At 59.1% G+C, this 23,235-nt stretch carries 18 protein-coding genes and 1 riboswitch; of the genes, 5 read left to right on the forward strand and 13 right to left on the reverse strand.

Translation table 11 applies throughout. The annotated features are described in order from the left end of the window. Window positions 1-166 precede the first annotated feature (166 nt). The gene (gene orn, locus AAE514_RS05410) at window positions 167-712 is read right to left on the reverse strand and encodes an oligoribonuclease (protein ID WP_347330499.1); all 546 of its coding nucleotides are present in this window, start codon (window positions 710-712) and stop codon (window positions 167-169) included. 127 nt (window positions 713-839) lie between these two features. On the opposite strand from orn, the gene rsgA reads away from it, so the two are divergent. The 3 genes from rsgA (at window position 840) to AAE514_RS05425 (ending at window position 4,322) form a co-directional block, all read left to right on the forward strand. Then, window positions 840-1,853: a small ribosomal subunit biogenesis GTPase RsgA gene (rsgA, locus tag AAE514_RS05415; protein ID WP_347330500.1), complete on the forward strand. Its 1,014-nt coding sequence runs from the start codon at window positions 840-842 to the stop codon at window positions 1,851-1,853. A 135-nt stretch (window positions 1,854-1,988) separates the two neighbouring features. Next, window positions 1,989-2,801, forward strand: coding sequence for a sulfurtransferase (locus tag AAE514_RS05420; RefSeq protein ID WP_347330501.1), 813 nt, complete (start codon window positions 1,989-1,991; stop codon window positions 2,799-2,801). Window positions 2,802-2,837: 36 nt separating this feature from the next. Continuing rightward, complete coding sequence (locus tag AAE514_RS05425; RefSeq protein WP_347330502.1) at window positions 2,838-4,322, forward strand: RimK family ATP-grasp domain-containing protein; 1,485 nt, start codon at window positions 2,838-2,840, stop codon at window positions 4,320-4,322. Window positions 4,323-4,337: 15 nt separating this feature from the next. Here AAE514_RS05425 and AAE514_RS05430 read toward each other — a convergent pair whose 3' ends face one another. From AAE514_RS05430 to AAE514_RS05465, 8 genes are all read right to left on the reverse strand, one after another. Next, window positions 4,338-4,736, reverse strand: a complete 399-nt coding sequence (locus AAE514_RS05430) for a DUF3859 domain-containing protein (RefSeq protein WP_347330503.1) — start codon at window positions 4,734-4,736, stop codon at window positions 4,338-4,340. Window positions 4,737-5,345: 609 nt separating this feature from the next. Continuing rightward, a complete protein-coding gene (gene uca, locus AAE514_RS05435; protein WP_347330504.1) occupies window positions 5,346-8,960 on the reverse strand; it encodes an urea carboxylase in 3,615 nt (1,204 codons plus the stop codon). A 234-nt stretch (window positions 8,961-9,194) separates the two neighbouring features. Further along, on the reverse strand, window positions 9,195-9,833 hold the full coding sequence (locus tag AAE514_RS05440; RefSeq protein ID WP_347330505.1) for an urea amidolyase associated protein UAAP2: 639 nt from the start codon (window positions 9,831-9,833) through the stop codon (window positions 9,195-9,197). Between the two features lie 9 nt (window positions 9,834-9,842). Beyond that, entirely contained in the window at window positions 9,843-10,562 is a 720-nt protein-coding gene (locus AAE514_RS05445) for an urea amidolyase associated protein UAAP1 (RefSeq protein ID WP_347330506.1), read from the reverse strand. Further along, window positions 10,552-11,352 (reverse strand): ABC transporter ATP-binding protein, encoded by an 801-nt coding sequence (locus AAE514_RS05450; RefSeq protein WP_347330507.1) that lies wholly within the window; start codon window positions 11,350-11,352, stop codon window positions 10,552-10,554. The genes AAE514_RS05445 and AAE514_RS05450 overlap by 11 nt, the downstream gene beginning before the upstream one ends. Before the next feature lie 6 nt (window positions 11,353-11,358). Next, window positions 11,359-12,183 carry an ABC transporter permease gene (locus tag AAE514_RS05455; RefSeq protein WP_347330509.1) on the reverse strand — a complete coding sequence of 275 codons (825 nt, stop codon included), beginning with the start codon at window positions 12,181-12,183 and terminating at the stop codon, window positions 11,359-11,361. A gap of 36 nt (window positions 12,184-12,219) precedes the next feature. Next, on the reverse strand, window positions 12,220-13,326 hold the full coding sequence (locus AAE514_RS05460) for a putative urea ABC transporter substrate-binding protein (protein ID WP_347330510.1): 1,107 nt from the start codon (window positions 13,324-13,326) through the stop codon (window positions 12,220-12,222). 64 nt (window positions 13,327-13,390) lie between these two features. Further along, window positions 13,391-13,508, reverse strand: a riboswitch (guanidine-I (ykkC/yxkD leader). A 437-nt stretch (window positions 13,509-13,945) separates the two neighbouring features. Next, window positions 13,946-14,146 carry a hypothetical protein gene (locus AAE514_RS05465; RefSeq protein ID WP_347330512.1) on the reverse strand — a complete coding sequence of 67 codons (201 nt, stop codon included), beginning with the start codon at window positions 14,144-14,146 and terminating at the stop codon, window positions 13,946-13,948. Window positions 14,147-14,476: 330 nt separating this feature from the next. On the opposite strand from AAE514_RS05465, the gene AAE514_RS05470 reads away from it, so the two are divergent. Next, window positions 14,477-14,641: a DUF1328 domain-containing protein gene (locus AAE514_RS05470; RefSeq protein WP_347330513.1), complete on the forward strand. Its 165-nt coding sequence runs from the start codon at window positions 14,477-14,479 to the stop codon at window positions 14,639-14,641. A gap of 279 nt (window positions 14,642-14,920) precedes the next feature. On the opposite strand, the gene AAE514_RS05475 is transcribed toward AAE514_RS05470, so the two are convergent. Together AAE514_RS05475 and AAE514_RS05480 are read right to left on the reverse strand one after the other, a co-directional pair. After that, complete coding sequence (locus AAE514_RS05475; RefSeq protein WP_347330514.1) at window positions 14,921-16,507, reverse strand: carbon-nitrogen hydrolase family protein; 1,587 nt, start codon at window positions 16,505-16,507, stop codon at window positions 14,921-14,923. 62 nt (window positions 16,508-16,569) lie between these two features. After that, the gene (locus tag AAE514_RS05480; RefSeq protein WP_347330515.1) at window positions 16,570-17,919 is read right to left on the reverse strand and encodes an MFS transporter; all 1,350 of its coding nucleotides are present in this window, start codon (window positions 17,917-17,919) and stop codon (window positions 16,570-16,572) included. Window positions 17,920-18,093: 174 nt separating this feature from the next. On the opposite strand from AAE514_RS05480, the gene AAE514_RS05485 reads away from it, so the two are divergent. Next, on the forward strand, window positions 18,094-20,436 hold the full coding sequence (locus AAE514_RS05485; protein ID WP_347330516.1) for a fatty acid cis/trans isomerase: 2,343 nt from the start codon (window positions 18,094-18,096) through the stop codon (window positions 20,434-20,436). Here the strand turns inward: AAE514_RS05485 and AAE514_RS05490 are convergent. Together AAE514_RS05490 and AAE514_RS05495 are read right to left on the reverse strand one after the other, a co-directional pair. Further along, the gene (locus tag AAE514_RS05490; protein WP_347330517.1) at window positions 20,433-22,181 is read right to left on the reverse strand and encodes a putative bifunctional diguanylate cyclase/phosphodiesterase; all 1,749 of its coding nucleotides are present in this window, start codon (window positions 22,179-22,181) and stop codon (window positions 20,433-20,435) included. The genes AAE514_RS05485 and AAE514_RS05490 overlap by 4 nt on opposite strands. Before the next feature lie 170 nt (window positions 22,182-22,351). Then, complete coding sequence (locus AAE514_RS05495; protein ID WP_347330518.1) at window positions 22,352-23,203, reverse strand: M90 family metallopeptidase; 852 nt, start codon at window positions 23,201-23,203, stop codon at window positions 22,352-22,354. Between the last annotated feature and the right edge of the window lie 32 nt (window positions 23,204-23,235).

Here is a 23,235-nt window from a genome sequence, read left to right on the forward strand (position 1 = left end):
TTCCCTATCTTGGCACATCGCGATGCCGGTTAAAGAGGGGAGGAGACCATCTCATCGCCCTACATCTCGCTCGGTACCGGTATGGCAGTGGGTGCGCTTTGCCTAACCCCCACATGCCGAAGTGTAGGGCGGATAAGCCGGAAGGCGCATCCGCCATATCCCCGAGTCACTCCATCCGGAAGAAGTGCTCCCGATAGTGCTTTAACTCCTCGATTGAATCCTTGATGTCATCCAGGGCCAAGTGCGCCCCACTCTTTTTCACCCCCTCCACAACATCCGGCCGCCAGCGGCGAGCCAGCTCCTTTACCGTGGAGACATCCAGGTTCCGATAGTGGAAGAACCGCTCCAGCTTTGGCATGCCCCGCACCAGGAAGCGACGGTCCTGGCAAATGGAGTTGCCGCACATGGGGGACTTGCCCGGCAGTACCAGCTTTTCCAGAAAGGCGATGGTTTCTGCTTCGGCTTGCTCCAGGGTGACGTTGCTCTCGCTCACTCGCTGAGTCAGACCGGACTGGCCGTGCTGGCGGGTATTCCACTCATCCATGCGTGACATCACCTCGCCGGGCTGATGGATGGCATGCACCGGCCCCTCCCCCAGAATGTTCAGATTGGCGTCAGTCACGATGGTGGCGATTTCAATAATCACGTCCCGATCCGGGTCCAGACCGGTCATTTCAAGGTCAATCCAGACCAGATTGGTTTCATTGGTCATAAATTCGATTCCCTACAGACTTTTTCCGAAAGGATCAGGCACAATAAGTGCCTGAGACAGACGCACAAGACTAACCCGCCGACCCAATGGGAACAACCGGCGACCACGGGAGAGACATCACCTATCCATGAGTAAGCGCAAACTGACCCGCCGCCAGGCCTGGCGCATTCAGAAAATTCAGCAGGAGCGCAGCGAGCGTGCCCAGCGCCGACGGGAGCCGGCCGCCGAACTGGATGAGAGCAATCTCGGCCCGGAACAAGAGGGGTTAGTGGTGACTCACTTCGGAACACTGGTACTGGTGGAGTCGCTGGCGGAGCAGCATGAGCGCAAACGCTGCCATTTCCGCAGCAATTTGGGCTCACTGGTCACCGGTGACCGGGTGGTCTGGCGCGACGGTTCGCCCTACGGCGTGGTGGAAGCGGTAATGCCGCGCCGCTCGGAGCTGTGCCGGCCCGACCCTTACGGCGACCTGAAAACCGTAGCGGCCAATGTCGACCGCGCTCTGATTGTGGTTGCCCCCTACCCCGAGCCACACTACAGCCTGATTGACCGCTACCTGGTGGCGGCCGAAGCCAGCGACATCACCCCGGCGCTGATCATCAACAAATGCGACGCGGTGGATGATCGAATCCGCGACAAAATCGAACAAATGGAGCAGCTCTATCGCGGCCTGGGCTACCATGTGCAGCGGGTCTCCGCCAGCACCGGAGAGGGCATGCGCGAGCTTGCCGACTACCTAAAAGACTTTACCTGCGTATTTGTCGGCCAATCCGGCGTCGGTAAGTCCTCACTGACCAACTGGCTGCTGCCCCAGGCGGAGCTCAGAATCGGCGAGCTGTCTGAGCGACAGACCGGCAACCATACCACCACCAATGCCGAACTCTTTCACTTTCCCGGTGGGGGCCAATTGATCGACTCCCCCGGCGTGCGGGAGTTTGGCTTGTGGCATATGAGCCAGGACCAGGTGCTGGAGAACTTTGTCGAGTTTCGCCCCCACCTGGGGCACTGCAAGTTCCGCGATTGCGCCCACCGGGGCGAACCGGGCTGCGCGCTGCAAAAGGCCCTTGAAGCCGGCGAGATCAGCCGCCAGAGAATGAACAGTTGCGAACAAATTCTCGACAGCTTGCACTCGCCTCGCTAGCGAACCATGGTTACCGCCGCAGCGGTTTTTTAACGGCCTGCCGGCAGTGTGCGGCAGTTCCGCTTGAGTCCGGCGCAATCAACGCTATGCTAGTGAGCCATGCCATCACCGCAGTATTTAGGAAGGACACAGACTATGGCCGATCTGCCACTTATACTCGAACCGGCCGCGCTGGCCGAAATATTGGAACACCCCCCCGAGACGCTTCGCATTGTGGATTTGTGCAGCGAGCAAAGCTATCAAATGGGGCACATCGAGGGAGCCCTGCACATCCCCCCTCAAATGCTGCTGAGCAACATCCCCCCCGCGCCCGGGCGCATTGGCACGGTGGAGCAGTTGAACCGGCTGTTCTCGTTTCTGGGGGCCACGCCCGATACTCATTTTGTGGTCTATGACGACGAAGGCGGCGGCTGGGCCGGACGCTTTATTTGGACGCTGGACGCCATCGGCCATCGCCACTACTCCTACCTCAACGGTGGCCTCCAGGCCTGGAAAAACGAACAGCGGCCGCTCAGTCGGGAGATCCCGCAGGTACCGCCCACCGAGGCCAGGGTCAGCCTGGACCCGAGTGTCGTGGTGGAAATTCCAGATATTCTGGAAGCCCTCGAAGATCCGGATTTCGTTGTATGGGACGCCCGCGGCCCCTCGGAGTACCGGGGCGAGAAGGTACTGGCACAAAAAGGCGGACACATTCCGGGCGCCGTGAATGTGGAGTGGACCCAACTGATGGACCACCAGAACGGCTTGCGCATTCGTCCCGACGCCGAGGCCTTCCTCGCCGAGCGCGGCCTAACCAAGGACAAGCGCATAGTGACCCACTGCCAGAGCCACCACCGCAGTGGCTTTACCTATTTGGTGGGCAAAAGCCTGGGGTTTGATATCAAGGGGTACCACGGCTCCTGGTCCGAGTGGGGCAATCACCCTGATACCCCCGTGGAAACCGATTAGAAGCCGCCCGAAGGCGGCCCTGAGGAAAGAACCTGAATGTCCCGACTTTTTATCGTGGTGGAGTCCGCCCAGGACTGGGCACCCTATTTCCCCAGCGAGCAAGTCATCACCTTCGATGACTACCTGCAGCTGCCCAGCGCCAAGGCCAACCGGACGCGGGTAATCAACCTGTGCCGAAAGTTCAGTTACCTGAGCAAGGGGTATTACTGCTCGCTGTTGGCCGAGGCGCGAGGGCATTCGGTTATTCCGTCGGTGAAAACCCTGAATGACCTGCGTGACCGAAACAGCTTTTCGGTCATTTCCGAGCACTTGCACAACCAGTCGGAAAAATTTCTGAACAAGCTGGCCAACCGGGAGGAAAAGACCTATAGCTTCTGGATTTTCTTCGGCGAAAGCAGCGTGCCGGAGCTGAAGAAACTCTCCCGGGAACTGTTTGAGCACCAACCCTGCCCGATTCTACGCGCGGAGCTCAGCTGGGAGGGAGGCTGGCGTATCAGCCGCCTAAAGGTGGCGCCGGTGCACACCCTGAACGACAAGGAGCAGGAAGCCTTTGCCAACGCGCTGGACCGCTTCAGCGCGCAACTCTGGCGCAAGGCGAAAACCCGAACCATTAGCCGCTACGAAATGGCCCTTCTGGTCAACCCGGATGAAAAGCTCCCCCCCAGCGACGAGAAGGCCTTAAAGAAATTTGTGAAGGCCGGGAACCGGCTGGGCATCAACGTCGATTTTATCGGCCCCAAGGATATTCGCAAACTTCCTGAATACGACATGTTGTTCATTCGGGAAACCACGAACATCGACCACCACACCTTTCAGTTCGCCTGCCGCGCGGAAGCCGAAGGTTTGGCGGTCATCGACGACCCGCAATCCATTATCCGCTGCACCAACAAGGTGTACCTGGCCGACCTTTTTGCCGCCCGAAAGATTGATACGCCCAATACCCGCCTGATTTCCACCAACGGCAAGGCCTCTCTGGACAAAGTCGCGGACGAGCTGGGCTTTCCCATGATTGTGAAAATCCCGGACGGTTCTTTTTCAAGGGGCATGATCAAGGTGGAAGACCGCCAGGCGTTGGACAGCGCTGCCACGGAGCTTCTGAAAAAGTCCGCGCTGCTACTCGCCCAGGAGTTTATGTACACAGACTACGACTGGCGAGTCGGGGTGCTGAACGGCAAGCCACTCTATGCCTGCAAATATTTTATGGCGGGCGGTCACTGGCAGATTTACGATCACAACAATGTCGCCGACCCCTCCGGCGGCTACCAAACCATGCCCACCTACGAGGTCCCGCGCAAGGTGATCGACACCGCCATTAAAGCCGCCGGACTGATCGGCAAGGGACTTTACGGGGTGGACCTGAAGCAGAGCGGCAAGCGGGTGGTGGTGATCGAGGTGAACGACAACCCCAGCATCGACGCCGGCGTGGAAGATGAGTTCATCGGGGATGAACTCTACACGCTGATCATGCAGGAGTTTATCAACCGCGTGCAGACAATCCGGCGGCTGCGGGAAGCGCTTTAAGGCGCTCCCATCCCTTCATTCCCCAGGAGGCAGAATCAGGTTCAGGGTTTCATCGGCGATCAGCTGGCCTTCAATGGCCAGGGTAATGCGCCAGGGGCCCTGTTTGTTCTCGACGGGTTTCCAGATGGTGTCGCCGATGAAGAAGTCCCAGTCATTCTGTTTGATGTAGACTTCGCCGTCAAACGGGGGCAATGGGTTGCCGTCTTCGTCGGGGATGTCTGGGTGGTAGATGCAATATTGCAGTTTTTTGTTTTTGGCTTTTTTGATGTTGACGATGTAGCCAAATTCGATATCAAGCTCGCAGGGGATGTCCCGCGTCATTTTGATCAGCTGAGGGAGGTCTTTGGATTTTGGGTCGAGCGGGGTGTAGATGCCCCAGCTATGGAGTTTGACTTCGGGTTTCTTTTTGGCCATGGCGCCTGGGTTTCGATCGTTGCAAAACCGTCATTGTACCATGGAGGCTATTCGGTTTTTGATCCGCTGTGGCATCACGTCCGGGCGGGAGCGGGTGTACCAACCTGTGTGCCTGCATCACGCCCGGTCAAGTGAGGGAATGCCCTTCCAAGACACGCCGTGAACCCATGACGTGAAGGGATTCACTAATGCCGCGATGGCATGGATGCCATAGAGCGGCCCCTGGGGGCTCGAATCGCGAGTCCCTCGCTCCACGGTCTTGGAAGGGCATTCCCTCACTTGACCTCATTGGTACCGTTCACCTGCTCGGGCTTCTATGAGCACGTAGGGCACGGTAAGGCGTTAGCCGCCACCTGCCAAAAACCGCGACAAAAGGAAAAGTTGTGGTGGTGGAAGGTGGCGGCTAACGCCTTACCTGCCCTACGTACTTGAAAATCTAAGGTGCTATCTCTCCGGACGCCACGCTGACACTGCGGAGGCTGAATATACCCTTGGGAGACCGTGGAGCGCGGGACTCGCGATTCGAGCCCCCAGGGATGGGTTTACGGCGTGTCTCCCAAGGGTATATTCAGGCGGAGCACTCCAATACGAAGCTCCAAAAAACACCCTCTACTTAAGCACCAAAAGCCGATCTCCCGCATTCACAGACTGTCCCTCTTCGCGAGAAAGAGAATCCACCACACCATCCTCCGGCGCCGTCACCTCGATCTCCATCTTCATCGACTCCAGAATACAGACCGTATCCCCCGCCTTCACCCGGTCACCCGGCTTCACCATAAACTGCCAGATGTTCCCCGCCACATGACTCTCCACCGCCGTGGCTCCCTCCGGCAAGGCATCCACCTGCTCCGCCGCCGCTTCCTGACCGGAACTGTCAAAGTTCATCTGACCGTTATCGATCCAGCGTTGAAGTTCTTCATTGAAAGCTTTATTTCGATGCTCAACGAACGCATCGATTTCAGACTGATGCTTCTCAATGAACGCCTCATAATCCGAGAGTTTGAACGTCGTCTCCTCGATCTTCAGCGGATACTGACCCTTGGGGAAATCCCGGCGGATGGTCTGCAGTTCATCGTGACTCACCTCATAGAAACAAATCTGATCGAAAAAACGCAGCAGCCAGGGCTGGGTGAATTCACGGGTTTTCCGGTAGCGGTTCCACATCTGCAAGGTACGGCCGACAAACTGGTAACCGCCGGGCCCTTCCATGCCGTACACGCACAGGTAAGAGCCGCCGATACCCACGGAGTTTTCCGCGGTCCAGGTGCGGGCCGGGTTGTATTTGGTGGTGACCAATCGGTGGCGCGGATCCAGCGGTGTGGCTACCGGTGCACCCAGGTACACGTCTCCCAATCCCATGACCACATAGCTGGCCTCGAACAGGATTTTCTTCACCTCGTCGATTGAATCCAGGCCGTTGATTCGACGGATGAATTCGATGTTGTCCGGGCACCAGGGCGCGTCTTTGCGGACCGACTGCATGTACTTTTCCGCCGCCTTTCGGCAGGCGGGGTCGTCCCAGCTCAGGGGCAGATGCACGATGCGCGAGGGCACTTCCAGTTCGTCGATGTTCTGCAGCTTCAGCTCCGCCGCTTCCAGCAGCCCCAGCAACTGATCGGTAGAAATGACCTGGCTATCGTAATGCAGCTGCAAAGAGCGAATGCCCGGGGTCATTTCCAGAATGCCGTCGATGCCCTGCTCCTGCAGGTACAGCATCAGCGCATGGGCACGGAAGCGCAGGCGGATATCCAACTGCAGCGGGCCGTACTCCACCAGCAAGTACTTGTCGCCCGAGGGGCGATAGACCACCGGAACACCGGTGTCGTCGCCCGACAGGGTTTTCAGAATGGGCGTTGCGCGAATCAGCTGGTCGATCTGCGGCGGTTCAATGTCCGGCCCGGGTATATCGGTCAGGGTTTCCAGCGCTTTGAGTTGCTGACGCTCGAGCGCATTCGCCTCCGCCAAGGTCACCGGGGTGAACTGCACCCGATCGCCGGCCTTGAGCTGCCCGAGTTTCCAGAGGTCCGCTGCCACCACTGTCACCGGACAGACAAAACCACCCAAAGAGGGTCCATCGGGACCGAGGATGACCGGCATGTCGCCTGTGAAGTCGACCGTGCCGATGGCGTAGGCATTGTCGTGAATGTTCGATGGGTGCAGCCCGGCTTCGCCGCCGTCGCGGCGGGCCCACTCGGGCTTCGGACCAATCAGCCGAATGCCGGTGCGGCTGGAGTTGTAGTGCACTTCCCATCGGTGCTCGAAAAAGGTGTGCATGTCCTGCTCGGTAAAAAAGTCCGGCGCGCCGTGCGGCCCGTAAATCACGCGCAACTGCCAGTTGCCATCGACGCGAGGACGCAGGGACTCGGGTACTTCCAGAGATTGCGTCGCCACAGGGCGAGGGCCCAGATGAAGCACATCCCCGGTACGCAGCGCGCGGCCGGCAAAGCCGCCGAACTGGCCGAGCGTAAAGGTGGACCTGGAGCCGAGGTAGTCCGAACACTGGATGCCTCCGGCTACCAACAGGTAGGCGCGGGCACCGTTGCCGGTGGTTTTCCCGAGCTTCAGAACCTGACCGGCACTCGCCCGCACCCGCTGCCAGAACGGCACGGCGTCGCCTTCCAGGCTCGCCTCCAGCGTTGCACCGGCCAAGACGAAATCGGTGTCGACATTGAACTTGAGCGTGGGCCCGTTCAGCGTCAGCTCCAGCCCGGCGGCGCCCTCGGCGTTACCGAGAACCCGGTTGCCCAGGCGCAGGGCGTAATCGTCAAACGGGCCCGAAGGGGGCACGCCGATATCCCAGTAACCGACCCGCCCCGGATAGTCCTGCACGGTGGTCATGGTGCCGGCCGACAGCACATCGATAGTGGCCGGCGTGTAGGGCAAGGTATTCAGAAAACGGGTATGAATTTCACCAGCATGGAATTCAGGGGTTTCCAGAATGCGCCGGACATAATCCGCATTGACTTCAATCCCTTCGATCACGGTGTCGGCCAGCGCCGCGTCCAGCGCTTCGATGGCAGTCGCGCGATCCGACCGCCAGACAATGACTTTGGCCAGCATTGGATCAAAGTACGGAGAGACCGTCAGGCCCGCCTCCACCCAGGTATCGATCCGCATTGACCGACCATCGCTTTCGGGAAACTCCACCGCGCTCAGCAGGCCGGCACTGGGCTGGAAGTTTTTGTTGGCGTCTTCCGCGTAGATCCGGGCCTGAACGGCGTGGCCGGAGGGGGTAAGCGCCGTAAACGCGCTTTTCAGATCGCCCAGTTCGCCAGCGGCCTGCTTGAGCATCCATTCGACCAGGTCCACGCCGTACACCTGTTCGGTAACGCCGTGCTCGACCTGAAGCCGGGTATTCACTTCCAGGAAGTAAAAGCGGTTTTCTGCTGCGTCGTAAATGAACTCCACGGTACCGGCGTTGCGGTAGTGGACCGCTTCGGCCAGCCGGACGGCGGTGCGGTGCAACTCTGACCGGACGGTCTCGGGCATATTGGGCGCGGGACACTCTTCAACGACTTTCTGGTTGCGACGCTGGGAGGAGCAGTCCCGCTCGCCCAGGGCCACCGCGGTGCCCTGACCGTCGCCAAAGACCTGGACTTCGATGTGGCGGGCGCGCTCAATGTATTTTTCGACAAACAGGCCATCGTTGGAGAAGTTGTTGGCGCTGAGCCGTTTGACGCTGTCGAAGGCTTTAAGAAGGTCGGTCTCGGAGTAGCAGGTCTGCATGCCGATGCCGCCACCCCCGGCGGTGCTTTTGAGGATGATCGGGTAGCCGATGCCGGCGGCGGCCACGACGGCCTCTTGGACGTCCTTCAGCAGGTCGGTGCCCGGTAGTAGGGGCACGTCGTTTTCTTCGGCCAGGGCGCGGGCCGTGTGCTTCAGACCAAAGGCATTCATCTGGTCGGGGGTGGGGCCGATGAAGGCGACGCCGCGTTGTTCGCAGGCATTGACGAAGTCGGGGTTTTCGCTCAAAAAGCCGTAGCCGGGGTGGACGGCGTCGATGTGGTATTGTTCGATGAGGTTGAACAGTTTTTCCTGGTTGAGGTAGGTGTCGGTGGCGGCACCGTCTCCCAGGCAGTGGGCTTCGTCGGCGAGGGTGACGTGCAGGGAGTCGGCGTCGGCTTGGGCGTAGACGGCGACGGAGGTGATGCCGAGTTTTTTGAGGGTGCGGATGATTCGCACGGCGATGGCGCCGCGGTTGGCGATCAGTACTTTTGTGAACATCGCTCAGGCTCTCGATGTCGGTGCGGGTCGTCCCGCGTGGTTCGTTGCCTTTCCGGGTCGTCCCGGTGGGGCTTTTTGTTACGTGTGAGGCAGTGGTCTAGTCCGGCCTGAGGAGGGCACGCCCTTTCAAGACACGCCGTGAACCCGTCCCTGGGGGCTCGAATCGCGGGTCCCCCGCTCCACGGTCTTGAAAGGGCGTGCCCTCCTCAGGCCTCCGTGCCACCCATTGTTCAATTAATCCCACACCAAAATTTCAATTGGCGTCGGGTTGTATCCGTTGCACGGGTTGTTCAATTGCGGACAGTTGGAGATCAATACGATGGTGTCCATCTGTGCTTTCATTTCGACGTATTTGCCCGGGGCGGAGATGCCGTCTTCGAACGTGAGGCCGCCGTCCGGGGTGATGGGGACGTTCATGAAGAAGTTGATGTTGTGGGTGATGTCCCGTTTGCTCAGGCCCAGTTCGTCGTGTTCGGCGATGGCGAGCATCCAGCTGTCGCGGCAGGCGTGCATGTGGCGTTTGTCGAGGTCGTAGCGCACGGTGTTGCTTTCGGTGGCGCAGGCGCCGCCGAGGGTGTCGTGGCGGCCGCAGGTGTCGGCGACGATGTCGAGCATCACGCGGTTGTAGTTGGAGCGCAGTTTTGTGCCGGCGGTGAGGTAGGCGTTGCCCTGCTCGCGGATGGTGTCCATGGCGCTGTAGCGTTCGGTGGGGTCTTCGGCGCTGTAGAACAATGTGTCCGCCGCCTGGTTGCCTTCCAGATCGAGTATGCGGAAGGTCTGCCCGGCTTTAACGGTTTTCAGGAAGTAGTCTCCGGCTCCGACGGTTTCTCGAAAGGTGGCGTTTTCCGGGTGGAGTTGGCTTTCTTTGATCATGTCGCCTCCTCAAGCGCCCAGGTGGTACAGGCGGTTGTTTTCGAATCCGCGCCGGTTTTCGGGGCGGAAGTTCATGCAGTAGTCGTCATCGCTGACCGGGTCGGCTTTCAGTATCCGAATGCCCACCGGCTTGCGGGGGTAGTCGACTGCCTCGCTCATGGGGTGGGGACAGGAGTGCATGACCACCAGGGTGTCCATTTCGAAACGCAGTACAACTTTGCTGCCGGCGGTGGAGTGGTTCTGAGCGAGGCTCAGGTTGCCGTCAGTATCGGGGGCGACTTTGCTGAACCAGTTGAGGTTGGCGGCCATGTCTTTGGGGCCCAGGCCGTATTTTTCCAGTTCCACGAGGAAGCTGCTTAGGCCGTCCTGGTGCCACTGGTTCTGGTCGTTCTGGTAGTCTCGCTTGCCCCAGCGTTCGGCCACCCGCTGCGCGTTGCTGGTGCCGCACAGGGTTTCGTGCCAGCCGAGGGTATCTTCCACCACGGAAGCGAAGATGCGGCCCATGTCGGAGTAGAGGCAGTGGCCTCTGGTCAGCTTGAAGGTGTGCTGGCACTTGAGGGTGTCCGGCGCGTTGTAGCGTTCCAAGAGGTTTTCGGGGTTGTAGAACAGCATCCCGAGGTTGGCGTCACCTTCGAGGTCGGTGAGTTCCAGCGCCGTGCCGCGCCGAAGGCGAAGGGACCAGTGGCTGGCCGACGGCAGGGTGTATTCGTAAAGCGCTTCACTGGCCATGGTGTAGCGTCTCCTTTTTCTGTTCAGTTTGATTCAGGGATTCGTCGATACGCTGCAAAAGTGCATCGTCCGCCTGCTCGACAGGCAGGTCGTAGGTAATTTTCGCGCCGTAGGCTTCCGGTGCGTGAGGGTCGATCCGCTCCTTATCGAACACCCAGAGGCGGGTGCCCAGATAGAAGCCTTCCTGGATATCGTGGGTAATCATGAAGACGGTCAGGTTGAGCTCTCGCCACAACTTGAGCACGAGTTCATGCATATCTTTTCGGATGCCAGGATCGAGTGCCCCAAAGGGTTCGTCCAGCAACAGGATCCGTGGCTGCTTGATCAGGGACTGGGCAATGGCCAGACGCTGTTGCATGCCGCCGGAGAGTTCGTGAGGGTATTTGTTCAGGGCATGGTCCAGCCCCACGGCTTCGAGCATGTCCTTCGCGGTCTGTCGGGCTTTTTTTCTTGCACCGCCGAACAGTCGCGCCAACAGTGGACTCTGCTCAAACTCCAGGGAGAGCATGACATTTTCCAACGCGGTCATATGCGGGAAGACCGAATAGCGTTGAAAGACGATACCGCGTTCCTCGCTCGGCTCGGCCACCAGAGGTACGCCGTCGAGAACAATCGCACCCTCCGTCGGACTCTCGGTACCCAGGAGCATTTTGAGGAAGGTGGTCTTGCCACAACCGGACGCACCGACGATGGTAATGAACTCGCCCCGCTCCACGGTTTTATTGAGGTCTTCCAACACCACGGTGTCGCCGTAGCGTTTCCACAGTTTGTCGATCTTTATGTAGCTCATGGAACCTCAGTTATTGCCAGTCTGTGCGTGGAACCAGGGGAAGCATCGCCGCGAAAGCAACCGCAAGAGCAGGTCGATGATGAACGCAAGAATGGTGATCCAGGCCACGTAAGGCAGAATCACATCCATCGACAGGTAGCGGCGAACCAGAAAGATTCGATACCCCAGGCCGTCGGTGGACGCAATGGCTTCGGCGGCAATCAGGAACAACCAGGCCGAACCAAGCGAGAGTCGAACGCTGGCAATCAGTCGCGGCAGGATCTGCGGCAGGATGACTCTCTGGATGATCTGCCAACTGCTGGCCCCGAGCGTCTGTGCCTTGATCAGTTGCTCGTCGGGAATTTCCGTGACGCGCTGTTGCAGGTCCCGACACAGAAACGGCGCAATGCCGATGATGATCAACATCACTTTGGCGAGCTCTCCCAAACCGAACACGATAAACAGAATGGGAAGTATCGCCATGGGTGGCACCAGCGATACCGCGGTCATCAGCGGTGACAGGTTGGCCCGCACGTAGGGAATGGCACCAGTCAAGACACCGAACGCCAGGGCAAAGGAGGCGCTGATAGCCACCCCGATGCCCAGGCGCTGCAGGCTGCTTAGGGTATCCTGCCAGAACAGATACTCCCCGGTGCGACGACTGGGTTCAAACGCAAGCCGCTCAATCGCGCTGCCAAAGCTGTCGAAGGACGGCAGCAGTTTGTCATTGGGGTTCTCCGCCAGACGGGCATTGCTGGCGCCTACATAGAGCGCGAGCAACAGCAGGAAAGGCAGTAGCCCCAGCAGCCAGCGGGCCACGCGATTGGGCTGTTGGTTGATCAGTCGTTTCATTATCGCCTCGGTGTCGGTGTATCAATCAGGGCCGGATTACAGCTCTCCGTCTGCGGCCATTTCCATATAGGTCGGGTCAAAGCGCAGCTTGATATTGCCGGTGTTGCCATAAACGCCCGAGGGGGTTTCCACACCGATAAAGGTGGCATCGGGAGCGCCCTCACCGAGCAGGCCGTGCTGGAAAGAGAACTCGGCCACGTACTGCATGGTGGTTTTCAGATCCTCGCTTTGAGTGAACTCCACAGCGGCGACGGGGGTGTAGAACATGCGGGTGGACGCCAGCTGGGATTCGTAGCCGGCCAGATCCGTGCCGGAGGCTTCGCCCATGGCCGTGCGGGCAGCTTTGGCCGAAGCGCTGTCACCGCTCATGGTGCTCATGATTTCGTACCAGGCGCCCACCAGGGCTTTACCGAAATCGGGATTGGCCTTGAGAACGTCCGTTTTCACGACCATCAGGTCAATAATCTCACCCGGAATCTGAGAGGAATCGAAGACCAGTTCGCTCTTGGGCATGCTGACGATTTCACTCAGGAGGGGGTTCCAGGTCACGACTGAGGTGACATCATCGGAGGTGTAGGCGGAGACCAAATCGGCATCAGAGGTGTTCACGACATTGACGTCGCGCTCGGTCATGTCCACCGATTCCAGGGCACGGGCAAGCAGGTAGTGAGAGACACTCAGTTCGACCAGGTTCACGTCCTGGCCTTTGATGGCCTTGAGGTCGGATTCGCCTTTAAGCACGACACCGTCGTTGCCGTTGGAGAAGTCGCCTACAATCAGTGCGGTTGAATCCACACCACCGGCGGCGGGGATGGTCAAGGCATCCATGTTGGTCATGGAGCAACCGTCGTACTGGCCCGCGGTGTACTGGTTGATGGACTCGACGTAATCGTTGATCTGAACGACATCGATCTCGATATCGTACTTGTCGGCCCACTTTTTCACGATGCCTTCATTGGCGCCGTAACCCCAGGGCATCCAGCCGACGTAGATCGACCAGCAGATGCTGAATTTATCGCGTTCCTGAGCGCTGGCGGGCAAAGCGAAGACACAAAAAAAAGTGGCAAGTAAAAACCCCATGGTTTTTAACTTGCCACAACAGTGGGTCGGAGAGACTAAAAAGGTCGCGGTCTTGGCTATCATGGTGAACCTCCTGGGGTTACACGGTTTGATGAAAGAGGATTCAATGGCGCCAACGCCATTTCGAACCTCCCGGGCTTTTGTCCCGCCGTGTAACCTTTCGCAGAAGCTTCCCGCAAAAGGTCGGCTGCTCTCGGACCAGGCGCGCTGTCGATATCAGCGCCGGAACCCTAGCGGCCTATTCAGCGCTGCACCATCAACGGCAACGCCTTATCCCAATTGTTTGCTGAGTTGCTCCAATGGGCCGTCCCATTGAATCCTCTATGCCATGACTTTAGCAATTGCGATGCCAGTTACAGAAAGTTGCGTTAAAACAGTTGCTTAGCTAAAAATGGCCGGTGAATGCCGCGCTTATCCCCTTACCCTAACGGTGCAGGATCATTCATTTTGCACTATATTGGTGCACTCAGAATTAAGAACGGGCTGGGCCGAGGGGTATTGAGAGAGAGTAACGGAGTCTGCCGGGGAAAAGGCTGAGGAACGTTAACGCGGCACCTGATGAATCCAAGCCAAGCGAGCGCTCAGGAGTGACAGCCCAGAGAGTGGGATCACGGGAAGGGAGAAATGCTTTAGAGCCCAGACAGGCCGGTTGCCCGGCCTGTCCGTGCCAACACTATCTTACTTAGTCCACAGCGTCTTCCGCCTCATCAGCGGCATCGTCCATGGCATCACCGGTTTCCTCGGCGGCCTCGTCGATGTCTTCTCCCGCCTCTTCAGCCGGACCTTGGTCACAGGCAGTGAGAAACGCACCGCCACCGATCACCATAAAAAATGCCAGGGCCAGTGAGCGCAGACGCTTGGTAAGCAGGTTTTCTTCATTCATGATGTTGACTCCTTCAATTCGTTAAAGGGGGGCTTATCGATGCCCCTGTGAAGTCCGCAGCACCGAGTGGCTGACGTCCCAGTCAACAAAAAATGCAAACTTGACCTTCAGCCAGCCAGTCTCGACTAAAAGCCGCTGCAGTACACCCATGATCTTAGGACGAATTGCCATAATTCAACAGGGGTAATGCCAAAAAACATTAAAGTGGGAGCACTTTCACGCTCTAGAGTAACTATATGCAACTTTTTGGCTTATCGGTATCAAAGCAACTGTGGCCTTCGCCAATTGGCTACAGTTAGTTTGCACTACCACTGTCAAAGGAGTTTGCATATGTTTAGCTGGGCATTTTTATTCCTGATTATTGCCATTGTTGCCGGCATATTGGGCTTAAGCGGGATTGCAGGCGCCGCCACCAATATTGCCTGGGTACTGTTTGTCGTCGGTATCATTCTTGCGATCATTTTTGCTGTCGTGGGCCGAAAACCTCCTCTCTGACAATGGGGATCAATGGAGATCTGGCGCCTTGAACATTTGCGGAACTAATACCCGGCGCGTCAGGCTAGGGTTATTCGACTCAGGAGCGAGCGAAAGCAAATGTTCCGCCACCAAGGGGCTCTGCGGAAACGATGCGGTAACGCCCGGATCGCAGCCGCAGGGCCCTTTACATTAACGGTGGTTTATTAACTTTTCCCGCCCATTGCATTCTACTCCTCGGAGCCGCCCGTAGCGCCATCGCAAAGCGCGGACGCTCACATTCCCTGTGAGGAAAATTCTTTACGTTTTGGTATTGCCCCGCCACCGCATGCGGTACAGGTCGTGCCGGCGGTCCTTCAGATTCTGCACGGTGCCGCTGTTGCGCGCCATAATAAGCGATTCCGGGCGCAAATCGGCGAAGGCAACGGTTTCCACGTTGGGCGTGGTGTCAGCGGCGATGCCATCGCGGGCGAACGGGAAATCGCACGGAGTCAGAATACAGCTCTGCGCGTATTGAATGTCCATGTTGGATACCCCCGGCAGGTTGCCAACATTGCCCGACATAACCACGTACATCTGGTTTTCCACCGCCCGGGCCTGGCAGCAATAGCGCACCCGCAGGTAACTCTGGCGCTCATCGGTACAGAAGGGCACGAACAGAATCTGCACGCCCTGGTCGGCCAGGTGGCGCCCCAGCTCGGGGAACTCCGAGTCGTAACAGATCAGCACGCCGATGGGGCCGCAGTCGGTGTCGATGGCGGTCAGGTCACTGCCGCCTTCAATATCCCACCAGTAGCGCTCGTTCGGGGTGGGGTGAATTTTGGGTTGTTCAAATACCCGTCCGTCGCGCAGGAAAATGTAGGAGATGTTTTCAATCCGGCCGTTCTCCACACGGGTGGGATGGGAACCGGCGACGATATTGACGTTATAGCTGAGCGCCATGGTACGGAAGGCTTCTTTGAGCCGCGGCGTGTACTTCGTTAGCGCTTCAATGGACTCGAATGGCGATAGCTCCTGGTCTTCAATCGACAGCAGCTGCAAGGTAAAGAGCTCGGGGAAGACCACAAAGTCACTCTTATAGTCGGCCACCACATCAACAAAGTATTCGATGTACTTCAAAAACTCGCCGAAGGATGTCACCCGCCGCTGCATATACTGCACCGTGGCAATGCGAACCACATCGGGCATGCGCACGCCGTACTTTTTGACCGGCTTTTCATCTTCCTGGGGTACTTTCGGGTTGTACCATACGAGATGCGCGGCATAATTCAGCGACTGCTCGTCATCGTCCAGGTAATTGGGAATTACGCCAAGAACTTCGAAGCCATTGCGCAGCTGAAACGACAGCACCGGGTCCTTGATTTTTTTGTGAACCACTTGATCGATGTAGTTTTCCACCGAACCAACCCTTTTCAAGCGCTTGGCCAGGTTCGGCATCCGACCGGCGAAGACCACGCCCTTGAGGCCCAGGGACTGACACAGCTTTTTCCGTTCGTTGTAAAGCCGCTGACCGATGCGATAACCCCGGTAGGCGTTGTCGATACACACTTCCATCCCGTAGAGCCAGTCGCCGTGAATATCGTGGCGCGACGCGAAACCGTTACCGGTGATTTCGTTCCAGCTGTGCGGCTTGAGTGCCACGTCTCCGGAGATGCGGAAGGTTGCGCAGTAGCCCACCAGCACGTCCCCCACCATGACCACAATCTGGCCCTGCCGGAAGTTATTGATCTGACCCACAATGGCCGCGCTGTTATACCCTTCCATTTTGAGCGGGGTATAGACTCGATCCGCCAGCGCCACAATCGCGGGCACATCCGCCAGCGTGGCGTTGCGCACGGTTAGGTGTGCGCCGGGTTGCCCCAGCTTATTTGCCTCTCTTTTCGCCATACTTCATAGGTCCTTGCCGTTCACAGACGTTACAACTTCAAATGTGTTACCGGCGAGTGGCCTCAGCCACTCACCTCTTTTAAGGTCAAACCGTACACCGCCGCCACCAGCGATACGGCGCCAAGAAGCGCGATAACGCCGGCAACGCCGATCCATCCGGTCAGCAGCCCCACCGCGCCGAGCACTAGCATGGACAGCCCGATGACGGTATTGCTCACCGCCACATACTGGGCGCGGTTGTCGCTGTTGGCCATATCCACCAAATACACCTTGCGAGCCAAGCGGGCGCCACCATGACAAATGCTAATGCCGAAGAAAAGCAGTGCATGGAGCCAAGGCGATTCCAGCAGCGCCCCATCCCACCAGGCGAGACCCGCTGTCAGGGCGCACAGCAGCGCGGCGGCCAGGGAGGCGCAAAACATGGCCCAGCGGCTGGAATGGTCGCTGAGCCTCCCCCACACCGGGGAGCTCAGGCTCGCCGCCAGACCGCTGGCGATAATCATCAGCCCCAACCCGGCGGCACCGCTACCCGCCCGCTCCTGGGCCAGCAATACAAAAAAGGGCGGCACCAGGGCGATGCTGAGCAATAACCCGCGAGCCAATACAAAGCGCCGGAATGCCCGGTCGCTGAATAAAATACCCAGGCTTTTAACGGCCACCGCCAGGGCGTTGCCGCCGCCCTCAGTGGCCCCGGGCGCTTCCTCAATGCGGCTGAAGGCCAGCAAGGAGAATAGCCACAACAGAGCCGCCGCGGCGAGAAACAGGGTGAGATTGACGCCCTCCCCCCCAACGGCGAATTCCGCATACAGGCCGACGCCGAAGGTGGCCACGCCGGCGGCACTGGCACTGTAGCCCATCAGAGTACCACGCCGGGTTTTGGAGACGGTTTTTCCAAGCACATCCTTGGCCGCCACCGAACACAAGCCACGGGCAAGGCTGTAGAGCACCAATAGCCCCACGATGGCCCACCCCATGGCCGTCGCCTCAAGAACGCCCGCCGCGGCGGCCATGCCCGCCAGGGCCAGCATTGAGAGCAGCGCCCCCACCAGCCACACCACCTTGCGCTGGGCGAGCCGGCGAATATACGCCGCCACCACCAGCTGGGGCACCAGCACGCCGGCTTCCCGAATGGGCACCAAAAACCCCGCGAAGCCGGCGGAAGCTCCCGCAGCGCCGATCAGCCAGGGCAGAATCAGGCGGGCACTGGAGAGTTCGTCGGCCACTTTACTGAGGGTATTGGCCACCAGATAGGCGAAAAAGTTTCGGGGTTGGTGCCGGCAGGCGCCCTCGGGGATGTCTTTGCAGACGCGGGCGTCCTCGTCATCGTTCAGTTGTTCGTAAATGCGGCTCAGGCGCGGGTAGTCGGGATACAGGGGTTCCCGCTCGGCGGACGAGTCTCGGCTCACAGGCATTCAGTCTCTTGGATGATTCACGGTCAATGACAGTATGGCCCAGTATCCCGACTTCGACATTTGATGTAAACCGTGCCGCAGAGTGGGGCCGCCCATAGCTGATATACTCCAATGCGCTTTCGTTAACGGCGTTTTCCGTTCACAGGGCTTTCGCTTTTCGACACAGGACACCCCATGCCCCGCTCACGCTGGCTCTCCAGAGGGACACTGGCCACCCTCGCGCTGATCGCCATAGGTTGTAGCACCATCGGCCACCAATGGTGGAATCACCAGTATGGATCGCCCGAGCCGCGAGAGGTGTCTCAAGCCTCCACCGACAACCGGTTTCAGTCCACCATCAAACCCTTGCTTGAGCAGCGCTGTACCGTCTGCCACAGCTGCTACGACGCCCCCTGCCAGTTGAAAATGGAAGCCCGTGAAGGGCTCTTTCGCGGCGCGCACCAAGAAAAAGTGTACGACGGCACCCGTCTGTTCGGCGCCGAGCTGACGCGACTGTTCGAAGACGCCGAGAGCACCGAGCAGTGGCGGGAGAAGGGCTTTTATCCGGTTATCAATGAGCGCCGTCAGAACCCCCAAGCCAACGTTGAAGCGAGCGTGCTCGCCCAGATGCTGCAGCTGAAGCGGCGCCACCCGCTACCGACGCAGCGAATTCTCCCGGAAAGTTTCGACTTCTCTTTGAACCGCGAGTGGCAGTGCCCACGCATTGAAAGTTTTGACCAGTACGCCCGCGACTATCCGCTATGGGGAATGCCTTACGGTTTGCCGGCCCTCGCCGAGGATGAACACGACACCCTGATGCAGTGGCTAAGAGACGGCGCGCCGGCGGGCCCGCCCGCTCCGCTGAGCCAGAGCGTGAAAAAAGCCATGTCGGGCTGGGAGACATTCTTCAACGGCGACAGCCTCAAGGCCCAGCTGATGAGCCGCTATCTTTACGAGCATCTGTTTCTCGCCAACCTACACTTGAACGACACGCCCGAGGCGTACTTCAAGCTGGTTCGCTCCCGCACGCCGCCGGGCGAGCCCATCGACCGCATCAGTACCCGCCGGCCGTTTGATGACCCGGGCGTGGACCGGGTCTACTACCGTTTGTGGCGGGACCCGAGCAGCATCGTGGCCAAAAATCACCTGCCCTACGCCTTGACCGATGCCCGCCGGGCCCGTTGGCGGCAATGGTTTCTTGAGGCGGACTACCAGGTCTCCCGTCTGCCCGACTATGAGCCGGAGCGGGCCGCCAATCCGTTCGAGACCTTTGTCGATATGCCGGTGCAGAGCCGCTACCGGTTTCTGCTGGATGAGGCCGAGTTCACTATCATGAACTTCATCAAGGGGCCGGTATGCCGGGGGCAGGTCGCGCTCAACGTTATTCAGGACCACTTCTGGGTGACCTTCGTCGAGCCGGAGTACAGTAGCGACGAGACGGGCGCCGAGTTTTTGGCCGCCAACAGCGATCACCTGAAGTTGCCCGCCGGCGTGGGTAACACCTGGCGCCCACTGAGCCACTGGCACCGTTATTCCCAACTGCAGAAGGAATACCTGGCGGAGAAAGCCGCCTATGTCTCCCGCAGGCTGGGCACGCGCGAGCCTCTGACGATGGACATGATCTGGGATGGGGATGGCCACAACCGCAACGCCGCCCTGACGATCTTCCGCCATGCCGATAGCGCCAGCGTTCACAAAGGGTTTGTGGGCCAGCAACCGAAGACCAGTTGGGTCATCGACTACCCGTTGCTTGAACGTATTCATTACTTGCTGGTGGCCGGCTTTGACGTCTATGGCAACGCCTCTCACCAGTTACTGAGCCGGCTCTACATGGACTTTCTGCGTATGGAGGGGGAGATGAACTTTGTCAGCTTCCTGCCCGAGGCCAGCCAGGAGCCGACCATCGCCCATTGGTACCGGGATGCGGAGGGAGAACTGAAGGAATACCTGAGCATCTACCGTGGGAACCTGACCGTACGCACCGGCCTGGCGTATGGGGATGGCAACGCGCAACAGCAATTGTACCGCCATATGGCCGAGCATTTAGCGCCGGTGCTGAACCGCCACCACTCGGTGGCCGACCTCAAGCTCAGCCAGGCCTCAAAAAAAGCGCTGAGTCGCCTGAACCAAAAACAGGGGCGCTCGCTCGCCCTATTGCCCCCGACCACGGTCGTCTATATTCCCCACCGGGCTCTGTTTACGCTGACGCACAACTCGGCCTACAGCAACCTTTCCTCCCTGTTTTCCGAGCAGGCCCGGCGCCTGCCCGCCGAAGACGACCTGACCATCGCCGGCGGCGTGATCGGCACTTACCCCAATAGCTTTCTGATGATGAGTGAGGAGGCCATTCCTCAATTCGTGGAGGCCGTGGAAGCGCTGGAAACCGAAGAGGACTATCGCCGACTCAAAGACCGTTACGGCGTGCGCCGGAGCGACCCCAACTTTTGGGCCATCAGCGATGAGATTCACGCTCTATACCGCCAACGCAACGGCGTGTCGGGCGGGCTCCTGGATTACAATCGTTTGGAAAACCGCTAGTGGTCGGGGCCAACGAGTGGTCGGTAGCGTGCGCACCACTGCATAAACACCGGCCCCGGCATGGCTTTGGCAAAGAGAAAACCCTGGCCCAAATCACACCCCAGGGCTTTTAAGACCTTCAACTGCGCCTGGGTTTCGACCCCTTCGGCGGTCACGGTCAAGTCCAGTGCATGCCCCAGGTCAATCATGCAACCGATTAACTTCCTCGAGCGCTCATTGGTGTCGATACCCGTAACAAAGGCGCGATCAATTTTAAGGCCGGTAATCGGAAGACGACGCAGATAGTCAAACGAGGCAAAGCCGGTACCGAAGTCATCGATACTGACCTTGAAGCCAAAACCGCGCAGCCTTTCAATGCCTTGTCGCGCCGCATCCAGGTTGTGAATCAACGCGCTTTCGGTCACTTCAATTTCCACCAGTTCCGGGTCGATGGCGCACCGGCTGACTAAGCGTTCGACGTAGTTCAGAAGCCGTTCATCCACCAGGTTTCGAGAGGAAAAGTTAATGCTGGTGGGGCCTTGAAACCGCCGGATAAACTGGCAGCCCTGCTGGCTCACAAATTCCGTCACCGGCGCTATTAAGGTGGTGGCTTCCACCTTGGGCATAAAGTGGTCCGGGGGAATCATTTTCCGCCGGTTATCCCGCCAGCGGATCAAGCACTCACAGCCGTCCAACGCCTCATCCCGAAGGCGTATTTTGGGTTGGTAGTGCAGCTCGAATTCGTTGCGATCCAGCGCCTGGCGCACACGGGCGATTAACTGGAGGTTTGTTTGTGTTTTCCGCTTCAGCGCCGGGTCAAACCGGCAGTAACTCAAGTGCCGCTCTATCGCTGCCAGCAAAGCGATACGGGCCTCACTGAGCAGTGTATCCAGGCACTGGCGATAGTAATCAAGGCTATGGTGGTAGAACGCCCCGTGACGGTGATCAGACTCGGGCGGGCGCAGACGCACATCGGTAGTGCTGGCCCCAAGCACCAGTTGCACCCGCACGGGAACGCCCTTGACCTGCAGGTTTTCCTCACCGGCCTCGACAATGGTGCGCACCAAGGCCGAAAGCCGAACACTCCCACAGTCTTTTACCGGAATGGCTATTTCAGACTCGCTGAACCGGTAGACCTTCCCAAGGGGTTCAACCAAGTGCTTGAGCCTCTGCCCCAGCCGGGCAATAAGCTCATCCGAGGCATCCGCCCCCATGGCCTCCAGGATATCCGTGGCGTCGCTCATTCGCACTATCAGAAGGCTCAGAGGCTCGCGCTGGGCGTAGCTGTCGATCAGCCAGCGCTGCAGATCCTGCTCCAGCGCCACCTGGTTGGGCAGGCCCGAGCGAGGGTCGGCGCGTACAATCCGCTCCCGTTCACGGAAAGCCTGGCGCAGGGACTGAAACAGCCAGCCGGCGACCCCACCTATCAACAGGTAGAGCCCGATTCTAAGCACCCAATTAAACAGCGGCTGCGAGATGCCGCGCTCGACATCCAGCGGCATGGCCCCCATGAGAGCGCCCGCCACTAGCGCCGAGATCACTCCGCCGGCCAAACCAAACCAAGCCGCCGCAAACAGCACGGGGATTAAAGTCAGGTAGGGATAGGCGTAGGCCGTACCGCCGGTGCTATAGACCAGATAAGTGACCACCGCCAGCAGGACGGCCACCGCCGCCAGGCACCAAGGTATACGGGCACCCAGCGGCAAGTCGAACAACCGGTACAGGTGCCAGTCCACCGGTTTGTGCAGGGCATGAATTCGACTCATATGAGCCCCCTCCTATGCCGAGGGACGACTCCGTGAACAGCGTCCGGCGAGTCCCGAAAATGGCGGCGGCCAACCGCTCGGGCGGCTACCACTTACTTTGAGTGTAGTTGGGGGCGCGGAGTTCGCAATTCGATGCGCTTTACCTTCCAGAGGAAGCCACCAGAGGTAAGTTAAAGGGGCTTGAACCACTGTTGGGGGTTGAGGCGGTAGAAGCGCCGCAACTCCCGATAAACGTCGGGGTAACGAGAGGCCAGCGTTTCCGGGTCGGTGAAAAAGTACTCCGAAATAACCGAGAAAAACTCTTCCGGATTGGTCGCGCCATAAGGGTCAATGGACGCTTGGCTCAATACCTCCCCCTGACTCAGGCCCGGCCGGGAGAGCACCGCGCGCAGATGGTCGAAGGCGCCCTGCATGGCCTTCGCCCAGCGGCGGCGCTGGGTCTTGTCCAACAGCGGCGGGGTGCCGTCCATAACACCGTCACGGCCGTCGAGTTGATGGGCGTATTCGTGAATCACTAGGCAGTGGCTGTCGTGGCCGCGCAGATCCTGCTCAATATCAGACCAAGAGAGCACCACTTTGCCCTGCTCCCAGGATTCGCCCAGTAGCTCATGTCGCTCATAGCTGACCACGCCCAGCTCATTGACCACTTCCCCTTCCCGCACAAACGCTTCCGGGTAGAGCAGCACCACGGGAAAGCCGGACCACTGCATCCGGCCCCGGCCGGTGTTCATCAGCGCCGCTTGCGCAAGGGTGAGGACCTTCATGGGTTCGGTCACGGTCAGGCCATTGCAGCCGTAAAAATCCGTGTGGGCGACCATCACTTGAAGCTGGCGGTGCAGGGCCGCCCGAACCGCATCGGGCAGGTAGGGATAGAGCCACCAACGGTCATTCAACCATTGTTGCCAGGAGGCGGGCAGGGGTTTGGCGGACTCCGCCCGGCGGCGACGATAACGCCACACGGGCCCGAAGGCCAAGGTCGCCACCAGGGCGACCGTCACCACAAAAAGCCAAAAAAGCGCCACTGACTGCCTCCCGCTGGGTAATGGAAGGCATT

Source organism: Marinimicrobium locisalis, assembly GCF_039822625.1.
Taxonomy (GTDB): Bacteria; Pseudomonadota; Gammaproteobacteria; order Pseudomonadales; family Cellvibrionaceae; genus Marinimicrobium; species Marinimicrobium locisalis.

Excerpts from the sequence above, each read along its gene's own strand:
- AAE514_RS05490 (WP_347330517.1), bottom strand. The coding sequence starts at position 22,181 with ATGAGTCGAATTCATGCCCTGCACAAACCGGTGGACTGGCACCTGTAC.
- AAE514_RS05420 (WP_347330501.1), top strand. The coding sequence starts at position 1,989 with ATGGCCGATCTGCCACTTATACTCGAACCGGCCGCGCTGGCCGAAATA.
- AAE514_RS05475 (WP_347330514.1), bottom strand. The coding sequence starts at position 16,507 with ATGGCGAAAAGAGAGGCAAATAAGCTGGGGCAACCCGGCGCACACCTA.
- AAE514_RS05430 (WP_347330503.1), bottom strand. The coding sequence starts at position 4,736 with ATGGCCAAAAAGAAACCCGAAGTCAAACTCCATAGCTGGGGCATCTAC.
- AAE514_RS05445 (WP_347330506.1), bottom strand. The coding sequence starts at position 10,562 with ATGGCCAGTGAAGCGCTTTACGAATACACCCTGCCGTCGGCCAGCCAC.
- AAE514_RS05480 (WP_347330515.1), bottom strand. The coding sequence starts at position 17,919 with ATGCCTGTGAGCCGAGACTCGTCCGCCGAGCGGGAACCCCTGTATCCC.
- AAE514_RS05425 (WP_347330502.1), top strand. The coding sequence starts at position 2,838 with ATGTCCCGACTTTTTATCGTGGTGGAGTCCGCCCAGGACTGGGCACCC.
- AAE514_RS05455 (WP_347330509.1), bottom strand. The coding sequence starts at position 12,183 with ATGAAACGACTGATCAACCAACAGCCCAATCGCGTGGCCCGCTGGCTG.
- AAE514_RS05465 (WP_347330512.1), bottom strand. The coding sequence starts at position 14,146 with ATGAATGAAGAAAACCTGCTTACCAAGCGTCTGCGCTCACTGGCCCTG.
- AAE514_RS05440 (WP_347330505.1), bottom strand. The coding sequence starts at position 9,833 with ATGATCAAAGAAAGCCAACTCCACCCGGAAAACGCCACCTTTCGAGAA.
- AAE514_RS05450 (WP_347330507.1), bottom strand. The coding sequence starts at position 11,352 with ATGAGCTACATAAAGATCGACAAACTGTGGAAACGCTACGGCGACACC.
- AAE514_RS05460 (WP_347330510.1), bottom strand. The coding sequence starts at position 13,326 with ATGATAGCCAAGACCGCGACCTTTTTAGTCTCTCCGACCCACTGTTGT.
- orn (WP_347330499.1), bottom strand. The coding sequence starts at position 712 with ATGACCAATGAAACCAATCTGGTCTGGATTGACCTTGAAATGACCGGT.
- AAE514_RS05485 (WP_347330516.1), top strand. The coding sequence starts at position 18,094 with ATGCCCCGCTCACGCTGGCTCTCCAGAGGGACACTGGCCACCCTCGCG.
- AAE514_RS05470 (WP_347330513.1), top strand. The coding sequence starts at position 14,477 with ATGTTTAGCTGGGCATTTTTATTCCTGATTATTGCCATTGTTGCCGGC.
- rsgA (WP_347330500.1), top strand. The coding sequence starts at position 840 with ATGAGTAAGCGCAAACTGACCCGCCGCCAGGCCTGGCGCATTCAGAAA.
- uca (WP_347330504.1), bottom strand. The coding sequence starts at position 8,960 with ATGTTCACAAAAGTACTGATCGCCAACCGCGGCGCCATCGCCGTGCGA.